Here is a 20118-nt window from a genome sequence, read left to right on the forward strand (position 1 = left end):
GAACCGCCCGGACCTCCCGAACCGCCCGGACCTCCCCGTTGATCATGAAGTTAGCAACGCGATCCGGGCAGATCGCCGTACCTAACTTCATGATCAACGGGTTGGTGGGGCGGGGGTGGACCAGGTGGAGTGGGTGGGGGGATGGGGGTGGGGGTGGAACCGGGGGTGGGTTGGAGTTGCCAGGGGAGGGCTGGGCCGGTTAGGCGGGTGGCGGTTAGGGCGGTGGCGGTGCGGGTTACGGAGAAGCGGGCGGCTTCGGTGCCGTTGGGGGCGGGGATGGAGACCGTGACGTCGGCGCCGGTGGGGAGCTGGTAGACGGCCAGGGTCACGCCGTCGGCGTACGGGTAGTCGGGGCGGTCCTCGACGGCGCCGAGCGGCAGCACCGTACCGGGGCGGACCAGGACCGGCACCCGGTCGAAGCCGACCGACTCCCGGACCCACCGCGGACCGGTGATCTCCGCCCCGGTCATCAGATCGGTCCAGGTGCCCGCCGGCACGTAGTAGTCGACCGTGCCGTCCACGTTGAACACCGGGGCGACCAGCAGGCTGTCGCCGAGCAGGTACTGCCGGTCCAGGTACGCCACCGCCGGGTCGTCCGGGAACTCGGCCACCAACGGCCGCAGGACCGGCATCCCCTCCCGGTGCGCGACCACCGCCTGCCCGAACAGGTACGGCATCAGCCGCGCCTTGAGCCGGGTGAAGATCCGCAGTACGTCGACCGCCTCCTCGTCGAAGTCCCACGGCACCCGGTAACTCTGACTGCCGTGCAACCGGCTGTGGGTGGAGAGCAGCCCGAACGGCACCCAGCGCTTGAACAGGGCCGGATCCGGCTTGCCCTCGAACCCGCCGATGTCGTGGCTCCAGTAACCGAAGCCGGACATGGCCAGCGACAACCCGCCGCGCAGCGTCTCCGCCATCGACGCGGGAGTGGACTCGCTGTCCCCACCCCAGTGCACCGGGAACTGCTGCCCCCCGGCGGTCGCGGACCGGGCGAACAGCACCGCCTCACCCTCGCCCCGGTGCTCGCGCAGCAGGTCGAACACGACCTGGTTGTAGATCTGGGTGTAGTAGTTGTGCATCCGCTCCGGGTCGGAGCCGTCGTGCCAGACCACGTCCGTCGGGATCCGCTCGCCGAAGTCGGTCTTGAACGCGTCCACCCCCATGTCCAGAAGGCCCCGCAGCTTGTCGGCGTACCAGCGGCGGGCGTCGGGGTTGGTGAAGTCGACCAGGGCCATCCCGGCCTGCCACTGGTCCCACTGCCAGACGTCCCCGTCGGCCGTCTTCACCAGGTAGCCGTGCTCCACCCCCTCGGCGAACAGCGCCGAGCGCTGCGCGATGTACGGATTGAGCCAGACGCAGATCCTCAGGTTCCGTTCGTGCAGCCGCTTCAGCATGCCGACCGGGTCCGGGAAGACCTGCGGGTCCCACTCGAAGTCGGACCAGTGGAACTCGCGCATCCAGAAGCAGTCGAAGTGGAAGACCGACAGCGGCAGGTCCCGGTCGGCCATCCCGCTGACGAACTTGTTCACCGTCTCCTCGTCGTACGAGGTGGTGAAGGAGGTGCTCAGCCAGAGGCCGAACGACCAGGCCGGGGGCAGGGCCGGGCGGCCGGTGAGCGCGGTGTACCTGCGCAGGATCTCCCGTGGCGTGGGGCCGTAGATGACCAGGTATTCCATCGACTGTCCGGCGACGCTGAACGACACCTTCGACACCGCCTCGGCGGCCACCTCGAACGAGACCCGGCCGGGGTCGTTGACGAAGACGCCGTACCCGGCGGTGGTCAGGTAGAACGGCACGTTCTTGTACGCGTGCTCGCTGCTGGTCCCGCCGTCCTCCTGCCAGATGTCGACCGTCTGGCCGTTCTTCACCAGCGGGCCGAACCGCTCACCGAGCCCGTACACGGTTTCGCCGACGCCGAGCAGGAGCTGCTCCCGGACGTACGAGCCGTCGTCGGTGTCGAGCGCGGCCATGCTCTTGTAGCCGCTGCTGGTCAGCACCCGGTCGTCGGCGACGAAGTCGAGGCGCCAGTCGTCGCCCCGGTGGAACCGGGCTGTCAGCGCACCGGAGGTGATGGTGGCGAAGTCGGTGCCGTCGCTGGTGTGGACCTCGGTGTCCGGGTCGGTGGTCAGGCTGAACTCCGGCCGCCGGGGCCGCTCCCCCAGCAGGTGCGCGACCTTGACCGCGATCACGTCCGGCGCGGGCGAGGTGCACCGTACGGTGATCAGCGGTTGGTTGAGGGTGTCGCCCCGGTTCAGGATCTTCTTCGTCGGGGCGTACACGGTGAGCGCGGCGGGCTCGACCGCGACGTCGCGTACCTGCATCGGGTAGAGCGGGTGTACGCCGTCGCGCATCCGCCAGTAACCGTTGCTGAACTTCATCTCGGGTCCTATCCGGTTGATGCGTTACCTGACCGCGCCGGCCATCGCGCCGCGGGTCAGGGTGCGCTGGAAGATGAGGAAGAACAGCACCGAGAGGGTGGGCCAGTTGGCCGGCACCGCGTCGAAGCGGTTCGACTATCCGCTTCGACAGGAAGCTACGAGCGTGTCCGAGCTGTGTCAATGGCACGACCACGAATTTCCGCGACGTACCGACGAGCCGGTCATGCGGTCCACCGCGCCCGGCGTCGGAGGGAGCGCCGGGGTGAACCGACACGGCTACCCTGCGCGAACGGAGGGCAACAGCCCGGTCGGGCCGTGTTGCCAGGCGGGCGACGGCGCAGGGGCGTTGCTACTGTCGGTCCAGATGATCAGGTCAGGGCCGCGGTGACGTGGCCGCTTCGGACGCTGGAGGAGTCCAGGGGTGTTCACGCTCGTACCGGCCGCGGTGCTCGACGAATGGAAGCACCTCGCGGCACAGGTGCGCGGCGTGCTGTCCGAGGCGGGACTGCCGGTCGCCGCCGAGGGCGACGACGACTACTTCGCCGGGGTGACGGTGGACGTCGATCCGGGCGACGACGAGGCCGGCGGCGTCTTCGTACTCTGGCGACCGCACCGGCGCCTGGGCAACGCGGTGGTGGTGAGCGTGACCGAACAACGGATGGACGATCCCGTACTGCGCCACTTCGGTGCCATCGCCGAGGCCATGCGGCAGGCGATCTGGTCCATCCTCGACTCGGCCGGTTTCACCGTGACCGACCCGCAGACCGACTACCGGCCGCTGCAACTACAGGTCGTCGACGGTCCCGCCGACCCGACCCCCACCGCCGCCGACCCAACAGCGTGAATCGCGGTCAGGCGAGCAGGCGCAGGGACGTCTCCCAGAGCCGGTCGGCGTTGGCGCGGTCGAGCACGAACGGCGCCACCCCGGTCAGGTCCGGAGTCCGGCGGGCGACCAGGGACGCCTCGTTGCAGTTCTCGAAGTACCGACCGCCGATGCCGTCGAGCACCGGCGAGGTGGCCAGCAGCACCGAGGTCGCCGCGCCCTGCTCCGGCGAGTTGATCCGCTCGGCGGGGGTGCTCAGCCGGCCACCGACGTGGCGCTGGAGATTGGTCGCGATCGCGCCGGGGTTCAGCGCGTTCGCGGTGATGCCGGCGTCACCCCAGCGCCCGGTGACACCGACCGCGAACAGGATGTTGGCCGACTTGGACTGCCCGTACGCCAACCAGGGGTCGTAGCTGCGGAAGGCGAACTGGAGATCGTCGAAGATCACCGGTGAGAGCATGTGCGCGCTGGAGCTGAGCGAGACGATCCTCGCGCCACCGGCCGAGGCCAGCGAGTCGTAGAGCCCCAGGGCGAGGGCGAAGTGCCCCAGGTGGTTGGTGGCGAACTGGATCTCCCACCCGTCGGACGTGCGCTGCTCCGGGGAGGCCATGATGCCGGCGTTGTTGACCAGCACGTGCAGCGGGCCGTCCCAGGCGTGGACGAAGGCGGAGACCGAGGCGCGGTCGGCCAGGTCCAGGACGGCCACCCGTACGTTCTTGTTGCCGGTGGTGCCGGTGATGTCGGCGGCGGTCCGCGCCCCCGCGTCGGTGTTGCGTACGGCGAGCGTCACCTCGGCCCCGACGCCGGCCAGCGCCCGTGCGGTCTCCACCCCGATGCCGGACGCACCCCCGGTGACGATCACCCGCCGTCCGGACAGATCGATCCCCTCCGCCACCTCGGCGGCGGTCGAGGAGAAGCCGAAGGGCGTCTCGATACGGGTCATTTCCGTATGCTGCCCCAGCCGAACCGGGGGTGCGGCGGAACGGGCAAACCGCTACCGCCGGTTCCGCCGGCCGGGCTGTGGGTCGGCCGGCGACCCGACCCGTCAGGCGTCGCCGAGCCGGGCCGGGAAACCACCGGTGGCCAGCGGGCCCCAGCTCTCGATCGTCACCCGGATCAACGACTTGCCCTGCGTACGCATCGCCTGCCGGTACTCGTCCCAGTCCGGGTGCTCACCGGAGATGCAGCGGAAGTACTCGACCAACGGCTCCAGCGCCTCCGGCAGGTCGAGCACCTCGGCGGTGCCGTCGACCTGCACCCAGGGCCCGTTCCAGTCGTCGGACGGGACACAGACCGACACCCGTGGGTCGCGACGGATGTTGGCGGCCTTGGCCCGCTCCGGATAGGTCGAGACGACGATCCGGCCGGACGTGTCCACCCCGCAGGCCACCGGCGACGACTGCGGGCGGCCGTCGGCCCGCGTGGTGAGCAGGACGGCCCGGTGGCGCGGGGCGAGGAACTCGGTCAACTGTTCACGGTCGACCCGGGTGTTGGTCGCGATGGTACGGGGCATGCCACCCACCATAGGTCGCCACCGGCGGCGGTGCGCCGGGCGGTCCCCGTACCCGTCCGGTCGGTGCACGGCCCCCGACCACCGTGGGGTCACCGGCCCGCGACGACCGCGTCGGTGACCCCACGGTGATTACGGCCAGGTACCCGGCACCGTCACGGCCCCCGAATCCGGGGTGCCGGGACCTGGATGCCGCCCGGGAGAGCTACCCCCCGTTGTGTAGCTCTCCCGTGGGCGACCCGTTGACAATGCGGCAGCCCGCGGCGGTCGAGCAAGGACACCCCGTTTTTCCGTTGCATGATCGTGCAATGCGGCCGACCGCTCTTCCCCCACGGTTGACGTGATGGTGTGCTGTGTACGGGGCGAGCGGGGGGTCCGCTCCGGAACGGTCAACGGGAGGATCGGGTGCCCGAATCCACCGACACGATTCCGCGTCTCACCCGGTGGGGAGTGTCACCGGACGCGGATCTCATCTACCGCGCGCTGACCATGATGGGTGGTCGCAAGGACACCGAACTGAGCCGGGAACTCGGCCTGCCCCGGTCCCGCGTGGTCGCCGCCCTGGACGAGCTGGCGGCACTACGGGCGGCCCAACCGACCCGGTCGGCCACGATCCGGTCCGGTGTCGCCCGGCGCTGGGACCCGTGCCCGGTCCCGCAGGTGCTGCGGCACCTGCGCCGGCCGGCGGTGCCCGGCAGCCAGCGGGATCGCTGGCGGCAGCACTTCGGCACGCTCGACGGGCTCGACCTGCCGACGCCCGACGACTCCCGGATCCGGCGCTGGACCACCCGCTCTCTCGCCCGGCGTCGGATCGCCCACCTCGGCGCCGCCGAACGGCACGAGCACCTGGCCATCAACACCGAGGAGGTGATCACCGCCGACGCGACCGCCGCGGCGCTTCCGGTCGACCGTGGCCTGGTCGAACGGGGTATCCAGATCCGCATCCTCGGCCGGCCCCCCGGTGACGGCGACCGCACCACCGCACACCTGGCCCAGGTGGGCGGGGGTCTGACCTACCGGGAACTGCCCGACCTGCCCATCAAACTGATCGTCTTCGACCGACGCGTCGCGCTCTTTCCGGCCGACCCGCTGAACTTCGAAGCCGGTGTCGTCGAGGTCGACGATGCACCGGTGGTACAGGCACTCTGCGGACTCTTCGACCGGTTGTGGACGCAGGGACGCGATCCGCACCGACAGGGGGTACCGCCCATCACACTCACGCCCCGGGAGCAGGCGCTCGTCGCGCTCCTGTCCGCCGGACACACCGACGTGTCCGCCGCCCACGAGCTGAAACTCAGCGTACGGACGGTGGCGTACACGATGCGGGAGCTGATGGACCGGCTCGGCGTGGAGAACCGGTTCCAACTCGCGCTCCTGCTCGGTGCCGCCGGTGCCGCTCCCCTACCGATGTCCCGAACCGCCGTGCCCCAACCGACCGAACAACAAGACAAGGATGACGGATGAGACACCTCAGGGGTTCCGCCACGCGGATCGCCTTCGCCGCCGCGATGCTGGTCGGCATCGTGGCCGCCGGTGCGACCCCGGCCGCCGCCGCACCGGACCCGCCCGGCGCGTGTGCCTCCTGTTTCACCGACCCGGACGAGCGCCCCGTGGTCATCCCGCCCCAGATGCCGCGACCGAACGCGACGAACCTGCCGTAGCCCCCGCTCGGCCCGGTCCGTGGCGTGACTCAGCCGGCGCTGGCCGTACGCCATCCGGTGGCGGGCCGGTGCTGGCGGGACGCGTCGCGGACCGGGGTGCTGGTGCCCGTACCGCCGCCGCCGGGCGGTAGCAGGTGGGACGCCTGGCGGGCCCGTTGCGCCGCCGCGAACGCCTCGTCGCGCAGACTCTGGGCGGCCACCGCCGCAGCCTCCGCCGTACGCCACGCGGCGTGCTCGCGTTCGGTCGCCGTCCGCTGGGCGGCGAGCCGGCTCTCGCGTACGGCGCGGCGCAGCACGACCTCCTGCTCGACCGGGTGCCGTCGGGGGTCCCACCCGTTGCGGTGCGCCAGCGCGTTGCCCAACTCCAGCACGGACAGGTCCTGCCGGCCGCAGGCGCTCAACGCGGCCCGGTGCAGGTAACGCTCCCGGTCGGCGTACTCCGACGGGGTGCGCGGCGTACGCGGAACCGGCAGGTACGTCGTCGCGGCCACCCGCCGGGCGTCCGCGTCGGCGGACTCGTACGCCTGCCACGCCGTCTCGGCGTCCTCCTGCGCGGCCAGCCACTCCTCCCGGCGCCGGCGTGCCGTCTCGGCCGCCCGACCCGCCGCGACGGCCACCTCGTCGGCGTAACGGGCCAACTCCTCCGCCTCGGCGGTGAGCCTGGCCCGACCGGCGACCGCCGCCCGCATGGGTACGACGCCGGTCGGGCCGCCACCGTCGGTGAACTCCGGGCTGGGCCGGCGGGCGATCAGGACCGCCATGGCGACGAGTGCCACCACGATCAGTCCGGACCAGATCACCGCGGCCCGGGGAATGTCGAGCAGGAAGAAGTACATGAGATTGTCCATAACCAGCACACCTCGCCGATAAACGATCGCGTTCGGGGTTTCCGTCGGGGCCACGCGATCCTGCCCGGCGTCGTACCCGATCAGCCCGTGAAGGACCTGGGAATACGCGTCGTGGATCGCGGGAAGGGACTCGCCGGCCGGGACGGCCGGTCGGGTGTCACCCGAGGGGCGGAGCCCGCGGACCGGCGGGCAGGCCGTGACCGGAGCCGGCCGGGATGGTCGATCGTGTCGGGCGGTCCGGCGTCGTCCGCCGGTCCGGCTGGCCGGGTGCGACGGTGACCCGGTCGACGGCCGGGACGCGGTCGGTGGCGTCGTCGGAGTCGACCCGCTCGCCGGCCCGGACAGCAGCCGTGGCAGCGCCGGTGATCGGTGTCTCCGGCCGGGTGGCTGTCGGCGGGATGGCCGCAGGTGGGGTGTTGTTGTCCGGGGTTGCCGGCCCGGTGACGACCGCGTGGACCGGGGCGGTTGCCCGGTGTGCGGAGGGCGGGGCGGCGTCGGCGGCACCGGCGCTCAGGCCGAGCACGAGCGCCATCAGGATCAGGCCGGTCAGCAGCCGCAGTGACCGGCGCGCCACCCACCACAAGGGGCGGGAAAGCGTCACGGCGGTCACGCCGGTGAGCTTACCGTCCCCACGTCCGGTTTGGGTCGATCATGAGCACGATCACCCGCCGACCCCGCGACGCCGACCCGGCGGGTACCTCACGGCGGCCCATCCGAGCACGGCCGCGTACGCGACTCCGGCGACGAGCAGGGCCACGGTGACGGTCGGGGTGTTCGTGCCGGTGCCGATCGGGGACGCGACGCTGCCGAACGGAGGGCTCCACAGCACGACGAAGGCCGCAAACTCCTCGTCCCAGAGCACCAACAGCACCGCCATCACCCCGTGGGCCAGCACCCAGGCGAGCAGGGTCGGGACGACCCGGTCCGGATCGAGCAACAAACCCACGGCGGCACCGGCGACCGCCCAGAGCGGGAACGACAGCAGCCCGACCAGCACCACCTGCCAGAACCCCGAATCCCGGAGCAGGTCGGGGTCGAAGTCCAGCCCGGCCGCGCGTACGTCCACGATGGACATCGTCAGTTCGGTACGCAGTGTGGCGGCCGGTGCCACCACGGCCAGGTTCAGCAGTCCCAGCGCCGCACCCGCCAGGCCGGCGGCGGCCATGATGGACAGTGGCCGGGACGTTGTGCCGGCGCGTACCGCCTGGCGGCCCAGGGCGGCGCCCAGGGCGAGCGCGATGAGTTGGCCGCACAGGAAACCCGAGGTGTAGCGGAGCAGGGCGGTGGTGTAGAGCCGTTCGAACTGCTCGGCGTCGCCCTGTGGGTCGGGGTTGACAACGAACTCGTAGCCGCTCTCGTACACCGGCATCAGCAGGAGAGCCAGGACGGCGACCGCGCCCGGAGCCCAGAGCGCCGATCGCAGGCGCGTCAGCGTACGCAACTGGGCGTGGACCGTGGTCGTCATGACCGTTCATCATCCCCGCGCCCCGCCCCGAGCGCTGTCAGCTACCCGCGAGGTACGGGTCAGCCGACGTACGGGCGCCCGCCGCGAGGGGGTACGGCGGGCGCCCTGCCCGGCACGGCCGGAGCGACCGTACGGTCAGCTCCGGTCGCGGTCGCGCACCAGCGGCTCGGCCGCTCGTGGGGTCGGGGTCAGCGGCTCGGCCCCGTACAGTTCGTCCACCAGCTCGGTCTCCCGGGTGACCAGGTCGTCGGCGGGTCCGGCGGCGGACGCCTTCGGGGCGAACAGGGAGGCGGCGGCCCCGACCAGGGCCATCGCGATGGCGAGCCAGAACACGATCCCGAGCCCGTGGTGGAACGGCCCGGCGATCAGGTGCGGGAAGAACTCCCGGCCGGTCAACGTGTCCGCGTTCGCGGTCGGCAGTGCGCCCAGCACGTCCGGGCCGAGCAGCTGCTCGATCGGGTTGTAACCGAGGAACGCGGCGAAGAGCGTACCGACCGGTGGGAGCTGGGCGACGGTGTGCGCGGCGGCGGCCGGTACGCCCTGCGCGGTCAGTCCGGAGTCGAGGGACTGCGGCAGCGAGCCGGCCAACCCGGCCACCATCAGCGAGAAGAAGACCCCGATGGAGAGCACCATGCCGGAGTTCTGGAAGGTCGCCCGCATGCCGGAGGCGGCACCACGCAGCCGGGCCGGCACGCTCGACATCACCAGGGCGGTGTTCGGGGCGGCGAACAGGCCACCGCCGAGCCCGTTGAGGAAGACCAGCATCGCGAAGACCCAGTAGTTGAAGTCGCTCGGGATGAGCAGCAGTCCGCCGAAGGACAGGGCCATCACGACCAGCCCACCGGCAGCGAAGAGACGGGCGCCGTACCGGTCGGAGAGGGCCCCGGCGAGCGGTCCGGCGGCGAGGAAGCCGATGGTGAGCGGGAGCAGGTAGATGCCGGCCCAGAGCGGGGTCTGTTCGTAGTTGTAGCCGTGCAGCGGCAGCCAGATGCCCTGCAACCAGATGATCAGCATGAACTGGAGACCGCCACGGGCGATCGAGCCGAGCAGGCTGGCGGCGTTGCCGCTGGCGAACGCGGCGATCCGGAACAGTCCGAGCGGGAACATCGGCTCGGCCACCCGGGACTCGATCACGCAGAACAGCGCCAGGACGGCCACCCCGCCGATCAGCCCGGTCAGCACCCACGGGTTGGTCCACCCCATGGTGTGCCCGCCGTAGGGTTGGATGCCGTACGTGATGCCGGCGAGCAGCGCGGTCAGCCCGACGGCGAAGGTCAGGTTGCCCCACCAGTCGAGCCGCGCCTTGACCCGTACGCCGGTGTCGTGCAGGGACCGGTAGGCCCAGATCGTGCCGAGCAGGCCGATCGGGACGTTGACCCAGAACACCGACCGCCAGTTCCACTCGGCGAGTAGGCCACCGAGGACGAGTCCGATGAACGAGCCGGCGATCCCCGCGACGATGTTGATGCCCAGCGCGGTGCCGCGTTGCCGGGCCGGGAACACGTCGGTGACGATCGCCGCCGCGTTTGCCATCAGCATCGATCCGCCGACGGCCTGGAGCACCCGCCAGCCGATCAGCCAGAGTGCCCCTCCCCCACCGTCGAACGGGTCCAGGGAGAGGACGATCGAGGTGACGGTGAAGATGGCGAAGCCGGCGTTGTAGATGCGGACCCGACCGAACATGTCGCCGAGGCGGCCGAGGGTCACCACCAGGACCGCGGTGACCAGCATGTACCCCATCAGCATCCAGAGCAGGTAGCTGACGTTGCCCGGCTCCAGCGGGTTGAGGTGGACCCCGTTGAAGATCGCCGGCAGCGAGATCAGCACGATCGAGGAGTTGATCGTGGCGAGCAGCATGCCCAGGGTGGTGTTGGACAGGGCGATCCACTTGTAACGCGGGTTGTCGGCGCCGCCACCGGTGAGGCCGCGTACGCCGGTGCCCGTGCCGGTGCTGCCGGCCCGCCCGTTCGAATCCGTCACGTCAGTTGTTCCTTGCTCAGAGGGGTTCTGCCCGCCCGGCGAGCCGGTCGAGTACCTGTAGCGAGGTGACCACCGCCGCCCGTTCGTCGGCGGAGAGGTCGGCGAGGAGTTGGGCGAGCTTCTCCGCCCGGATCGCCCGGCGACGCCGTACCAGTTCCCGCCCGGCCTCGGTGATGTCGACGACCACCACCCGGCGGTCGGCCGGGTCACTCCCGCGTTCGGCCAGCCCGTCGCGTTGCAGCCGGGAGACGAGCTGGGTCATGCCGGGCTGGGTGACCCCCTCGGCGACGGCCAGGTCGGAGAGGCGGTGGGCGCCGAACTCGTCCAGCCGGTAGAGCGTCGAGGCCGCGGTCAGGCTGAGCCCGTCGGGTGTGGTGAGCCGCCGGAGCAGCCGGATCACCCGGTCGAAGCTGTTCACCGTACGGAGCAGGTCTGTTTCGCCGTCGGAGGTTCCGTTCACCACACCCCAGTTATATATCAGGTACTTATAGAAGCTGCTTATGATTCAACCCACAGGGGCTGGGCTGTCCGGAGCGGGCAATCGACGGCGGTGCGCTGACCTGGGATTTTCCGGATACCCAGGGCATCGAAGAATCATGAGAAGCTATCGTATTAATACGTGAAGGCGTGGATTCCTCATAAGTCCGGCATATCCCTGCTGGGTGAGCTGCCGTCCGGCGTCACCGTCGAGGTCGCGGACGACCCGCTCCGGCTCCCCTCGGAGCCGACCGGGGTCGAGTTCTGGGTGCCGACGTTCATCGGTCAGCCGTCCCTGGTCCGGCTCGCCCCGGACCTGCCCGACCTGCGGGTGGTCCAGCTCCCGAGCGCCGGCGCGGACGCCTGGATCAGGGCCCTCCCGCCGAGCGTCACCCTCTGCGACGCGCGGAGTGTGCACGACTCGTCGACCGCCGAGTGGGTGGTCGGCGCGATCCTGGCCCAGTTGCGCCGGTTCCCGGAGTTCGTCCGGGCCCAGGAACGGCACCACTGGGCACACGAGCAGGTCGCACCCACCGACGAGCTGTACGGCAAACGCGTACTGATCATCGGGGCCGGTTCGATCGGCACGGCGGTCGCGGCCCGGCTCGCCCCGTTCGGGGTGACCCTGACCCTCGCCGCCCGCACCGCCCGCCCCGACGAAGGCGTGTACGGCGTCGCCGACCTGCCCGAACTGCTGCCCTCGGCCGACATCGTGGTCCTGCTGGTGCCGCTGACCGAGCACACCCGGGGACTGGTCGACGCCCGTTTCCTGGCCGCGCTGCCCGACGGGGCCCTGCTGGTCAACGCCTCCCGTGGCCAGGTCGCCGACCCGGTGGCCCTGTACGCCGAACTCTCCACCGGCCGGATCGGTGCGGCGCTGGACGTCACCGAACCGGAGCCGCTCCCGTCGGACGACCCGCTCTGGCAACTGCCGAACGTACTGATCACGCCGCACGTCGGGGCGATGGTGCACGGCCTGATGGCCCGCACGTACCGGTTGGCCGGGGCGCAGCTACGCCGGTACGTGGCCGGGGAGCCGCTGGTCAACGAGGTCGTGAACGGTTACTAGTAGCGCCGTGCCGGCTGACCGGCGAGTACGCGGGAGCCTTCCAGGACGGACATCATCGACTGGTTGGCCTCCCAGCCGTCCGGGAACTTCACCGGGACGTTGAGGTGCACCGGTTCGGTGGACGGGTGCGCGTCGAGCAGGTCGGCGATGCCGGCACGGGCCACCACCACACAGGCGTGCCGGTGCCGGGAGGTGAGTACGCAGAGCCGCCCCGACTCCAGGTGGAAGGCGGTCGCGTCACGCCGGCCGGAGAGCGGGTGCAGGACCACGGTCAGGTCGTACTCCCGCCCCTGGAGCCGGTTGGCGGTGTCGACGGTGATGTCCGCGCCGGCCGGGCCGAGCATCGACCGGATCACCGCGACCTGGTCCCGGTGGGCGGCACCGATCGCGATCCGGGAGGCGTCGACGGGTGCACCCGATCCGGTCCGCTCGGAGATCGCCACCGCACCCCGTTCCAGCACCCGGCGGGCCAGCGCGGCACAGGCCGCCGCCGCCTCGGTGTCCGTACGCGGGGTGTGCCGGGCGGGTAGCTGGTAGAGCGCCCAGCCGGTGTTGGCGGCCTGTTCCACCGCCTCGTCCACCCGGTCACCGGGCCCCGGCCGGGTCAGCGACAGGGAGCGGTCCCGTGCCGACGTGCCGGCCCGGAAGCCGGTGAACGGGTAGAAGGCGGCGGCCACCACCGGGGCGGCCGAGGCCGGGAGCCGCCAGGAGACCGGGAGCCGGTGCACCGGGAGGTCCGGGTTGTGGCGCAGCAGGACCGCCACCGCGCTCTGCATCGGATCCCAGGTGAGGCCGGTCCACCGGACGGTGTCCACGGTGGAGAACGGGTCGAGCTGGCCGGGGTCGCCGACGAACAGGGCCCGTTCGAACCGGGCGGCGACGCGGAGCAGGGCGTCGGAGCGCATCTGGTACGCCTCGTCCACGATCGCCCATGGCCAGGAACCCTCGCTGATCATGGCCCACTTGGCTGCCGTACCGATGATGACCGCCGGACCGCCGAGGTCGGCGACCTTGGCCGCGACCCGGACCAGGTCGTGCCGGGCGACCCGCTCGGAGGGTACGTAGTCGGTGGCGGAGAGCCGGCCGATCGGCAACTCGGGGGCGGCCACCGCCAGCCGGTCGACCAGGTCGTCCACCTGCTCGTTCGTCTGGGCGATCACGATCAGCGGCTCACCGGCTGCGGCCAGTTCGACGGCGGCCCGGACCACCAGGGTCGACTTGCCGGCACCGGGGGGCGAGTCGACCACCACGCCCCGGTGCGCACCCTCGCGCAGGTCGGCCAGGACCGCGTCGACTACCCGTCCCGCCTCGACCGCCGGCGGCAACGCCAAACCCGTGACCATGCGCGGCTGCACCCCTCCCGGCCGACGACTTCCCGGCACACTATCGGCCCGCACCGAGCCCGCCGCAGTCGCCGGGCCGAGCCGATCTCATCTCACACAGAGTGTTTGTCGGAACACCGTCAGACACGAGTTGTGTTGCCAGCCGACCACTACCGTCCGAGAAACCCGAGGTCAGGTGGGCTTTGTCGGATCTGAGGAGTGGACCCATGTGGACCGTACGCAATCGTGACCGGCGTCTGATCGTCACCGCCAGTGTCCTTGTTGCCAGTCTGGTGGCCGTCGTCGGCGCCCACCCGCTCGCCGCCTCGGCGGCCAGGACGAACCAGCCGTTCTACGGTGACCTCACCGGTGACGGCTACGTCGACATGATCACGCTGGGCTTCTCCGGGGGAAGCTGCGCGGCCAGCGTGTTCCCCGGTGACCGGGTGGGCCGGTTCGGCACCCCGACCGTGCATCCGTACCAGATCCTGGAGGACCCGCATGGGGCCTGCGCGGACGTCGGCACGGTGCTCGACATCGGTGGGGACGGCACCCCCGAGGTGATCGTGGGCTGGTGCTGCGGTCCGACGGTCGACTACGGCCTGCTGATCCTGCGGAACTTCCAGCCGGTCGGGACCCTGCCCGGCCTCTGGGAGACCGACGAGCTCGGGGTTGCCCAGTTCGGCGGCGACAAGCTGCCCGACCTCTACCTGAGCACCTACTTCGGCGGCTTCACCACCTATCTCAACACCACAGGCGGAACCCTGGTCGAAGGCCCGATCAACCACACCTGCGGCGACCCGCGCTACCTGCTCGCCGACTTCAACCGCAACGGGCGACAGGACGTGGTGATCAATTGCGTCGACGTCCCGAACGACGGCAACGTGGACGTGCTGCTCGACGACGGCCGGAAGGTGCCACTGCGCGCCGGGCAGGACCACGAGAGCTACCTCCTGAAGGTGCTCGACCTCAACGCCGACGGTCGCCCCGACGTACGGACCACCTCCGAGGTCAGCGGTACGACGATCGACTACCTCGGTCGCGGTGACGGCACCTTCGCCACCACCCCGATCGCCAACGACGACCTGGCGTACGCGTACCGGGCCACCCCGAAGGTGATCAAGGTACGGGTCAACGACCTGGCCAGCAGCACCGCCAAGCTCACCGTCACCCAGCAACCGAAGTACGGCTACCTGACCAACGTCGACTCCCGCTACGAAATCCAGTACGTCCGTACCGCCGCCCACAAGCTCACCGACACCTTCGTCTACCGGCTCACCGAGGGCGGGCTGAGCGACACCGCCACCGTCACCGTGAAGATGAAGGACTGACGTCAGCCTGCTCGGTCCGTCGGCGGCCGGTCACGGCAGCGGGTGCCGGGTGAAGAACTCCCACATCAGCCTGCTCGCGTCGGCGGGCCAGGCGTGCCCCATCCGGGCCACCGAGTAGACGACGTGCTCGGTGCCGCCGGGGCAGGTGGTGGTGTAGACGTGGGTCGGCCCGCCCTCCATCGTGATGCTCCTGACCTGCTCGTTTCCGCATCCGAGGGCCTTGTCCCAGCCGGTGTTGGTCACCGGCCACGCCTGGCTGAGCCGGTCGTCGCCGCCCTGGAAGGTGATCAGCGACAACGGTCGCGACGGCACCGACGTGTCCGGGTTCGACCCGCTGACCGGGGCCACCGAGGCGAACCGGTCGGCCAGCCGCTCGGCCACGTCGTAGGCGAGGGTGGCACCACGGGAGAAGCCGGTGGCGTGCACCCGCCTGGTGTCGACACCCCAGACCGGGACCAGGTGGTCGAGCAGCGCACCCACCGCCCGGGCGTCCGGGAACTCCTTCGGGTACGCGACCAGGAAGCCGTTCGCGTCCGCGACCTCGTTCAGCCCGGTCCGCACCGGCAGGGTCTCCGCCGCCTCGCTGCCGTGCAGGGCCACGACCAGCGGGTACGCCTTCCCTGGTGCGTAGCCCGGCGGGGCGTGCAGGAGGAACTCCAGTTTCGCGCCCTCGGCCGACCGGAAGGCCAGGGTGTGGTCGCCGGGGGCGGGTGTCTCCGGCGGCAGGGTGGCCTCGGTGCCGGTTGGCGGCGTCGAGGTCTCCTCGGCTGCGGTCGAACACCCGGTCGCGGCACCGGTGACGGCGGCAAGGGTGAGCAGGATCATCCAGGCGCGCTTCATATGTCAGAACTTACATAGACACGACCGGGACCACAATGTACGCGTGTCCACTCTCGGCTTCGCCCTGCTCTCCCTGCTGACCCGTGGCCCCGCCACGGGGTACCAGCTCAGTCAGCGGATGAAGGTGCCGATCGGCCACTTCTGGGTGGCCAACCACAGCCAGATCTATCCCGAACTCGCCCGACTGACCGAGGCCGGTCACGTCGAGGTACGCGAGGACGCCGGACCGGGCCCCCGGGCGAAGAAGACGTACACCCTCACCCCCGCCGGACGGGAGGCCCTCGCCGGCTGGCTGCCGCAGCCGCCGACCGTCGCCCCGCGCAGCGAGGTGGCCCTCAAGGCGTACGCGGTGAACAGTGCCGATCCACAGCGGATGGCGGCGATGTACCGGGGACTGGCCGAACAGGCGGCGGCCACCCTGACCGCCTTCGAGCAGGAACTCGGCTGGATGCGCGACGAGGGCTACGACGACGTGTCCCACCCGAAGTTCGGCAACTACGCCGTCCTGCGCCTGGGCGTCGAGTCCCAGCGGGTCATGCACGAGTGGACCACCTGGCTGGCCGGTCGGCTGTAACCGGAACGGTCACCCGGTCTTCCCGTCCCTTCGGCTGTTCCGGCACCGGGATCCTGATCAATAGGGTGGCGGTCCCCGTGCTTTCGACCAGAAGAAGGTGGCGCTGGTGTACGCCGTCATTGACGTGGAGACCACCGGATTCAACCCCGGCATGCACGACCGGGTCTGCGAGATCGCGGTGGTCCACGTGGACGGTCGGGGGCAGATCACCGATCAGTGGTCCAGTCTGGTCAACCCCGAACGCGACCTCGGCCCCCAGCACATCCACGGCATCCGGGCCGCCGACGCCCGCCGTGCCCCGAAGTTCCACCAGCTCGCCGGGGAGGTCGCCCGGCGGCTGCGCCACCGGCTGCCGGTGGCGCACAACCTGGCCTTCGACGCCCGGTTCGTGACCGCCGAGTACGGGCGGCTCGGTGCGACGGTCCCCCTCCACCACGCCGACGGGCTGTGCACGATGCGGCTGGCCGCGAACTTCCTGCCCCTCGCCGGCCGCAGTCTCGCCGACTGCTGCCTCGCCGCGGCGATCCCCCAGCGGCAGGCACACTCCGCACTGGACGACGCGCTGGCCGCCGCCCACCTGCTGGCCTACTACCTCCGCGCGGTCGGGCAACCGCCGCCGTGGGAGGACTCGGTCCGGCTGGCCGGCAAGCAGGTCTGGCCCGAGTTGGCGCAGCCCGTCGGGGTGGCGGCGATGACCCGGAGCGCTACCGGCGGCAAGCAGGAACACTTCCTCGCCCGGCTGATCGACCGGCTGCCCCGCGTACCGGATCCGCCGCAGGCGGACGCGTACCTGGCCCTGCTCGACCAGGCGCTGCTGGACCGGTACCTGTCGGCGACCGAGATGGACGCGCTGGTGGACACGGCGGGCGCCCTCAAGCTGACCCGGCGGGAGGTTGTCGTCCTGCACCGGCAGTACCTTCGCTCGCTGGCCGCCGAGGCGGCCGACGACGGTGTGGTCACCGCCGAGGAACTGCGGGACCTGCACGCCGTGGCGACCCTGCTGGACCTGCCCCCGAACGAGGTCGAGGGCGCGATCGGCGAGGCCCTCTCCGGCGGCAGCGGGATCCCGGCCGGGCCGGCGACCACCCAGCGGTTCTCCCTCACGGCCGGCGACATCGTGGTGTTCACCGGGCAGATGGACGAGCCCCGCGAGGTGTGGGAGGCGAGGGCGATCGGTGCCGGGTACGACGTCGGCCGGTCGGTGACGAAGAAGACGACGCTGCTGGTCGCCGCCGACCCGGACAGCCTCTCCGGCAAGGCCCGGCTGGCCCACAAGTACGGCATCCCGGTGGTACGACCGGCGGCCTTCCTGACCATGCTGCACGGTCGCTGACGCCGCCCGCTGACCCGACCGCCCCTCACCGGACCAGGGCGTCCACCTCGGCGGCGGTCGGGGCGGTGGCGGGACCACGGCGGGTCACCGCGAGCGCGGCGGCGGCGTTGGCCCGGCGTACGGCGTCGGCTGGGTCGAGTCCACCGGCCAGAGCCGCCGCGAAGGCGCCCACGTGCGCGTCGCCCGCGCCGTTGCTGTCCACCACCCGGACCGGGAACGCCGGTACGACAACCGGCTCCCCGCCCCGCACCACCAGTACGGCACCGCCCGGCCCGGTACGGACGAGCACACCGGCCCGTCCGGTACGGGCGGCCAGTGCCGACGCGGCGGCAACCGGGTCCTCGAGTCCGGTGAGCAGTCGCGCCTCCCGCTCGTTGCAGCTCCACCAGTCGGCACGGGCGAGTGCCGGGGCGAGCACCGGCGCCGGGATCTCGGCGACCAGTGGACCGGGGTCGACGATCACGGTGACACCCGGATCGAGGGCCGGCAGCCACCCGGCCAGCGCCGGTCCGTTCGACGGGTAGGCCAGGCTGTAGCCGGAGACGTAGACGAGGTCGCCGGGGCGGGGCTCGATCCGGGCCAGGTCGGCCGGACCGAGTCGGGCCTCGGCACCGGGGCTGGTGGCGAAGGTCCGCTCCCCGGAGGGGTCGACCATCGCGACGCTGAACCCGGTGTCGAGATCGGGCAGCGGTGGCTGGAGCACCTCGATCCCGGCCTCGGTGAGCTGACCTCGGGCCAGGTCACCGAAGGGGCCGGTGCCGTGCATTCCGGCGTACGCGACCGGCAGTCCCTGGCGGGCGGCGCCGACCATCACGTTCAGCCCTCCCCCGGCGGTGATCCGGCTCTCCGAGGCGAGCACGTCACCGCCGGTCTCCGGCAGCCGGGGCAGGTACATCACCACGTCAACGACGACGTTTCCGGTGTGCACCAGCCGGGCCGGGCGGGCGCCGGCACCGCCCGCCGGACGGACGGGATCGGCGCTCACGACCGTACCGCCAGGGTTTCGCCGTCGACCGGCGCTTCCGGACGGTCCCGGTCGGACCGTGCCGTCCCGCCGAGCCGGCGGGCACCGGTGGCGCCGAACAGCAGGTAGAGCCCGCCGGAGACGACAAACGCGGCGACCCACCCGAGCCCGTTGGTGCCCATCCACGAGTCGGCCAGCGGGCCGCTGAACCAGACGTCGGTGGCCGAGGTGGAGGCGGTGGTGAAGAGCAGGCCGACGACGATGCCGGCGAGCCACGGCAGGACCGCCGACCAGCGGAACCCGCCCCGGTACCAGTAGACGCCGGTCGCGGTGGTGTCCATCAGGCCGTCGGGCTGGTACTGCCGGCGGAAGAGCATGTCGGCGAGGAAGACCGCGACCCAGGCGGTGATCGGTACGGCGAGCAGCGAGATGAAGGTGATGAACGGTCCGTAGAAGTCCCCGGCGATCAGCATGAAGTAGATGCCACCGGCGAGGGTGAGCACGATGTCCAGCCCGACGGCGACCACCCGGCGGGCCCGTACGCCGAGGGTGATCATGGTGAGGCCGGCGGAGTAGACCGAGAGGTTGTTGGAGAGCAGCAGCCCACCGAACGCGGCGAGCAGGTACGGGACCGCCATCCAGGACGGCAGCATCACCTGGATCGCCGAGACCGGGTCACTGGCCGACGCGAGGGTGCCGTCGCCGGCCGAGAGCAGCCCGCCGAGCCCGATGAGCAGGAACAGCGGCACACCGGCACCCACCGACGCCGCCACCACGATCCGCCGACCCGGTACGTGCCGGTGCTGGTAGCGGGCCATGTCGGCACCCGCGTTCGCCCAGCCGATCCCGGTGCCGGCGGCGATCACGCCGATCCCGGCGATGACCACGCTGGCCGGGGCGGCCGGTGCGTGTGCCACCGCGTCCCAGTTCACCTTCGTGATCAGGAACGCGCCGACGAGGATGTTCAGCGCTCCGAAGACGTACGTGGCCCACTGCTGGATCCAGACCAGGGTGGCGTGCCCGAGTCCGGAGACCACCAGGGTCAGCGCGACGAACACGAGCAGGCTGATCACGGTCAGTACGGAGTTCGACCCGACCCCGAACACGATGCTGATCAGGGCCAGCAGCGCGTACGCGGCGGTGGTGGTGTTGACCGTCTCCCAGCCGACCCGGGACAGCCACGAGATCACGGTCGGCCCGTGGTTGCCGCGTGGGCCGAAGACCGCCCGGGACAGGGTCATGCTCGGCGCCCCACCCCACTTGCCGGCCACGCTGATCAGGCCGACCAGGGCGAACGACCCGAACGAGCCGAGGGCGGCGACGAGCAGCGCCTGCCAGATGTTCATGCCCCGCAGGGCGACCAGGGTGGCGCCGAGCGGGAGCCCCAGGATGGAGATGTTGGCCGCGAACCACACCCAGAACAGTTGGCGTGGTCCGCCCGTACGCTCGGCGGGTGGTACCGGCTCGATGCCTCGGGTTTCGATGGCACCGATCCGGTTGGTGTCGGCCGGAGCGGTTCCGGCCAGTTCGGTCGCGGACATCT

At 71.2% G+C, this 20118-nt stretch carries 19 protein-coding genes; 7 read left to right on the forward strand and 12 right to left on the reverse strand.

What is annotated here, in order from left to right:
* Positions 1-50: 50 nt before the first annotated feature.
* Positions 51-2378, reverse strand: a complete 2328-nt coding sequence (gene yicI, locus OIE47_RS07185; RefSeq protein WP_326560713.1) for an alpha-xylosidase — start codon at positions 2376-2378, stop codon at positions 51-53.
* A 421-nt stretch (positions 2379-2799) separates the two neighbouring features.
* On the opposite strand from yicI, the gene OIE47_RS07190 reads away from it, so the two are divergent.
* A complete protein-coding gene (locus OIE47_RS07190; protein ID WP_326560714.1) occupies positions 2800-3222 on the forward strand; it encodes a hypothetical protein in 423 nt (140 codons plus the stop codon).
* 7 nt (positions 3223-3229) lie between these two features.
* Here the strand turns inward: OIE47_RS07190 and OIE47_RS07195 are convergent, their stop codons facing one another.
* Entirely contained in the window at positions 3230-4144 is a 915-nt protein-coding gene (locus OIE47_RS07195; RefSeq protein WP_326560715.1) for an SDR family NAD(P)-dependent oxidoreductase, read from the reverse strand.
* 102 nt (positions 4145-4246) lie between these two features.
* A complete protein-coding gene (locus OIE47_RS07200) occupies positions 4247-4714 on the reverse strand; it encodes a PPOX class F420-dependent oxidoreductase (RefSeq protein ID WP_326560716.1) in 468 nt (155 codons plus the stop codon).
* A gap of 402 nt (positions 4715-5116) precedes the next feature.
* Between OIE47_RS07200 and OIE47_RS07205 the strand changes: the two genes are divergently transcribed.
* Positions 5117-6175 (forward strand): LuxR C-terminal-related transcriptional regulator, encoded by a 1059-nt coding sequence (locus tag OIE47_RS07205; RefSeq protein WP_326560717.1) that lies wholly within the window; start codon positions 5117-5119, stop codon positions 6173-6175.
* Positions 6172-6372: a hypothetical protein gene (locus OIE47_RS07210; RefSeq protein ID WP_326560718.1), complete on the forward strand. Its 201-nt coding sequence runs from the start codon at positions 6172-6174 to the stop codon at positions 6370-6372. The genes OIE47_RS07205 and OIE47_RS07210 overlap by 4 nt, the downstream gene beginning before the upstream one ends.
* Before the next feature lie 29 nt (positions 6373-6401).
* Here the strand turns inward: OIE47_RS07210 and OIE47_RS07215 are convergent, their stop codons facing one another.
* The 5 genes from OIE47_RS07215 to OIE47_RS07235 form a co-directional block, all read right to left on the reverse strand.
* The gene (locus tag OIE47_RS07215; protein ID WP_326560719.1) at positions 6402-7220 is read right to left on the reverse strand and encodes a hypothetical protein; all 819 of its coding nucleotides are present in this window, start codon (positions 7218-7220) and stop codon (positions 6402-6404) included.
* Positions 7221-7377: 157 nt separating this feature from the next.
* Positions 7378-7830, reverse strand: a complete 453-nt coding sequence (locus OIE47_RS07220; RefSeq protein ID WP_326560720.1) for a hypothetical protein — start codon at positions 7828-7830, stop codon at positions 7378-7380.
* 51 nt (positions 7831-7881) lie between these two features.
* Positions 7882-8685 carry a hypothetical protein gene (locus tag OIE47_RS07225; RefSeq protein WP_326560721.1) on the reverse strand — a complete coding sequence of 268 codons (804 nt, stop codon included), beginning with the start codon at positions 8683-8685 and terminating at the stop codon, positions 7882-7884.
* A gap of 135 nt (positions 8686-8820) precedes the next feature.
* Complete coding sequence (locus OIE47_RS07230; protein WP_326560722.1) at positions 8821-10665, reverse strand: MFS transporter; 1845 nt, start codon at positions 10663-10665, stop codon at positions 8821-8823.
* Positions 10666-10681: 16 nt separating this feature from the next.
* Positions 10682-11128 (reverse strand): MarR family winged helix-turn-helix transcriptional regulator, encoded by a 447-nt coding sequence (locus OIE47_RS07235; protein ID WP_326560723.1) that lies wholly within the window; start codon positions 11126-11128, stop codon positions 10682-10684.
* Positions 11129-11284: 156 nt separating this feature from the next.
* Here OIE47_RS07235 and OIE47_RS07240 point away from each other — a divergent pair, with 156 nt between their 5' ends.
* Positions 11285-12211, forward strand: coding sequence for a 2-hydroxyacid dehydrogenase (locus OIE47_RS07240; protein WP_326560724.1), 927 nt, complete (start codon positions 11285-11287; stop codon positions 12209-12211).
* On the opposite strand, the gene OIE47_RS07245 is transcribed toward OIE47_RS07240, so the two are convergent.
* Positions 12208-13554: an AAA family ATPase gene (locus OIE47_RS07245; protein WP_326560725.1), complete on the reverse strand. Its 1347-nt coding sequence runs from the start codon at positions 13552-13554 to the stop codon at positions 12208-12210. The genes OIE47_RS07240 and OIE47_RS07245 overlap by 4 nt on opposite strands.
* Positions 13555-13760: 206 nt before the next feature.
* Between OIE47_RS07245 and OIE47_RS07250 the strand changes: the two genes are divergently transcribed.
* Positions 13761-14864: an Ig-like domain-containing protein gene (locus OIE47_RS07250; protein ID WP_326560726.1), complete on the forward strand. Its 1104-nt coding sequence runs from the start codon at positions 13761-13763 to the stop codon at positions 14862-14864.
* 30 nt (positions 14865-14894) lie between these two features.
* Here OIE47_RS07250 and OIE47_RS07255 read toward each other — a convergent pair whose 3' ends face one another.
* Complete coding sequence (locus OIE47_RS07255) at positions 14895-15704, reverse strand: alpha/beta hydrolase family esterase (RefSeq protein WP_326560727.1); 810 nt, start codon at positions 15702-15704, stop codon at positions 14895-14897.
* 43 nt (positions 15705-15747) lie between these two features.
* On the opposite strand from OIE47_RS07255, the gene OIE47_RS07260 reads away from it, so the two are divergent.
* Both OIE47_RS07260 and OIE47_RS07265 read left to right on the forward strand, forming a co-directional pair.
* Complete coding sequence (locus OIE47_RS07260; protein WP_326560728.1) at positions 15748-16278, forward strand: PadR family transcriptional regulator; 531 nt, start codon at positions 15748-15750, stop codon at positions 16276-16278.
* Positions 16279-16384: 106 nt separating this feature from the next.
* Entirely contained in the window at positions 16385-17611 is a 1227-nt protein-coding gene (locus OIE47_RS07265) for an exonuclease domain-containing protein (RefSeq protein WP_326560729.1), read from the forward strand.
* A gap of 25 nt (positions 17612-17636) precedes the next feature.
* Here OIE47_RS07265 and OIE47_RS07270 read toward each other — a convergent pair whose 3' ends face one another.
* Positions 17637-18596, reverse strand: a complete 960-nt coding sequence (locus OIE47_RS07270) for a PfkB family carbohydrate kinase (RefSeq protein ID WP_326560730.1) — start codon at positions 18594-18596, stop codon at positions 17637-17639.
* On the reverse strand, positions 18593-20116 hold the full coding sequence (locus OIE47_RS07275) for a purine-cytosine permease family protein (protein ID WP_326560731.1): 1524 nt from the start codon (positions 20114-20116) through the stop codon (positions 18593-18595). The genes OIE47_RS07270 and OIE47_RS07275 overlap by 4 nt, the downstream gene beginning before the upstream one ends.
* Between the last annotated feature and the right edge of the window lie 2 nt (positions 20117-20118).

The sequence above is a fragment of the Micromonospora sp. NBC_01796 genome (genome assembly GCF_035917455.1).
Classification (GTDB): Bacteria; Actinomycetota; Actinomycetes; order Mycobacteriales; family Micromonosporaceae; genus Micromonospora_G.

Bases quoted from the DNA above. Each gene is read 5' to 3' on its own strand.
- OIE47_RS07275 (WP_326560731.1), bottom strand. From the start codon at position 20,116: ATGTCCGCGACCGAACTGGCCGGAACCGCTCCGGCCGACACCAACCGG.
- OIE47_RS07255 (WP_326560727.1), bottom strand. From the start codon at position 15,704: ATGAAGCGCGCCTGGATGATCCTGCTCACCCTTGCCGCCGTCACCGGT.
- OIE47_RS07250 (WP_326560726.1), top strand. From the start codon at position 13,761: ATGTGGACCGTACGCAATCGTGACCGGCGTCTGATCGTCACCGCCAGT.
- OIE47_RS07195 (WP_326560715.1), bottom strand. From the start codon at position 4,144: ATGACCCGTATCGAGACGCCCTTCGGCTTCTCCTCGACCGCCGCCGAG.
- OIE47_RS07200 (WP_326560716.1), bottom strand. From the start codon at position 4,714: ATGCCCCGTACCATCGCGACCAACACCCGGGTCGACCGTGAACAGTTG.
- OIE47_RS07245 (WP_326560725.1), bottom strand. From the start codon at position 13,554: ATGGTCACGGGTTTGGCGTTGCCGCCGGCGGTCGAGGCGGGACGGGTA.
- OIE47_RS07225 (WP_326560721.1), bottom strand. From the start codon at position 8,685: ATGACGACCACGGTCCACGCCCAGTTGCGTACGCTGACGCGCCTGCGA.
- OIE47_RS07210 (WP_326560718.1), top strand. From the start codon at position 6,172: ATGAGACACCTCAGGGGTTCCGCCACGCGGATCGCCTTCGCCGCCGCG.
- OIE47_RS07215 (WP_326560719.1), bottom strand. From the start codon at position 7,220: ATGGACAATCTCATGTACTTCTTCCTGCTCGACATTCCCCGGGCCGCG.
- yicI (WP_326560713.1), bottom strand. From the start codon at position 2,378: ATGAAGTTCAGCAACGGTTACTGGCGGATGCGCGACGGCGTACACCCG.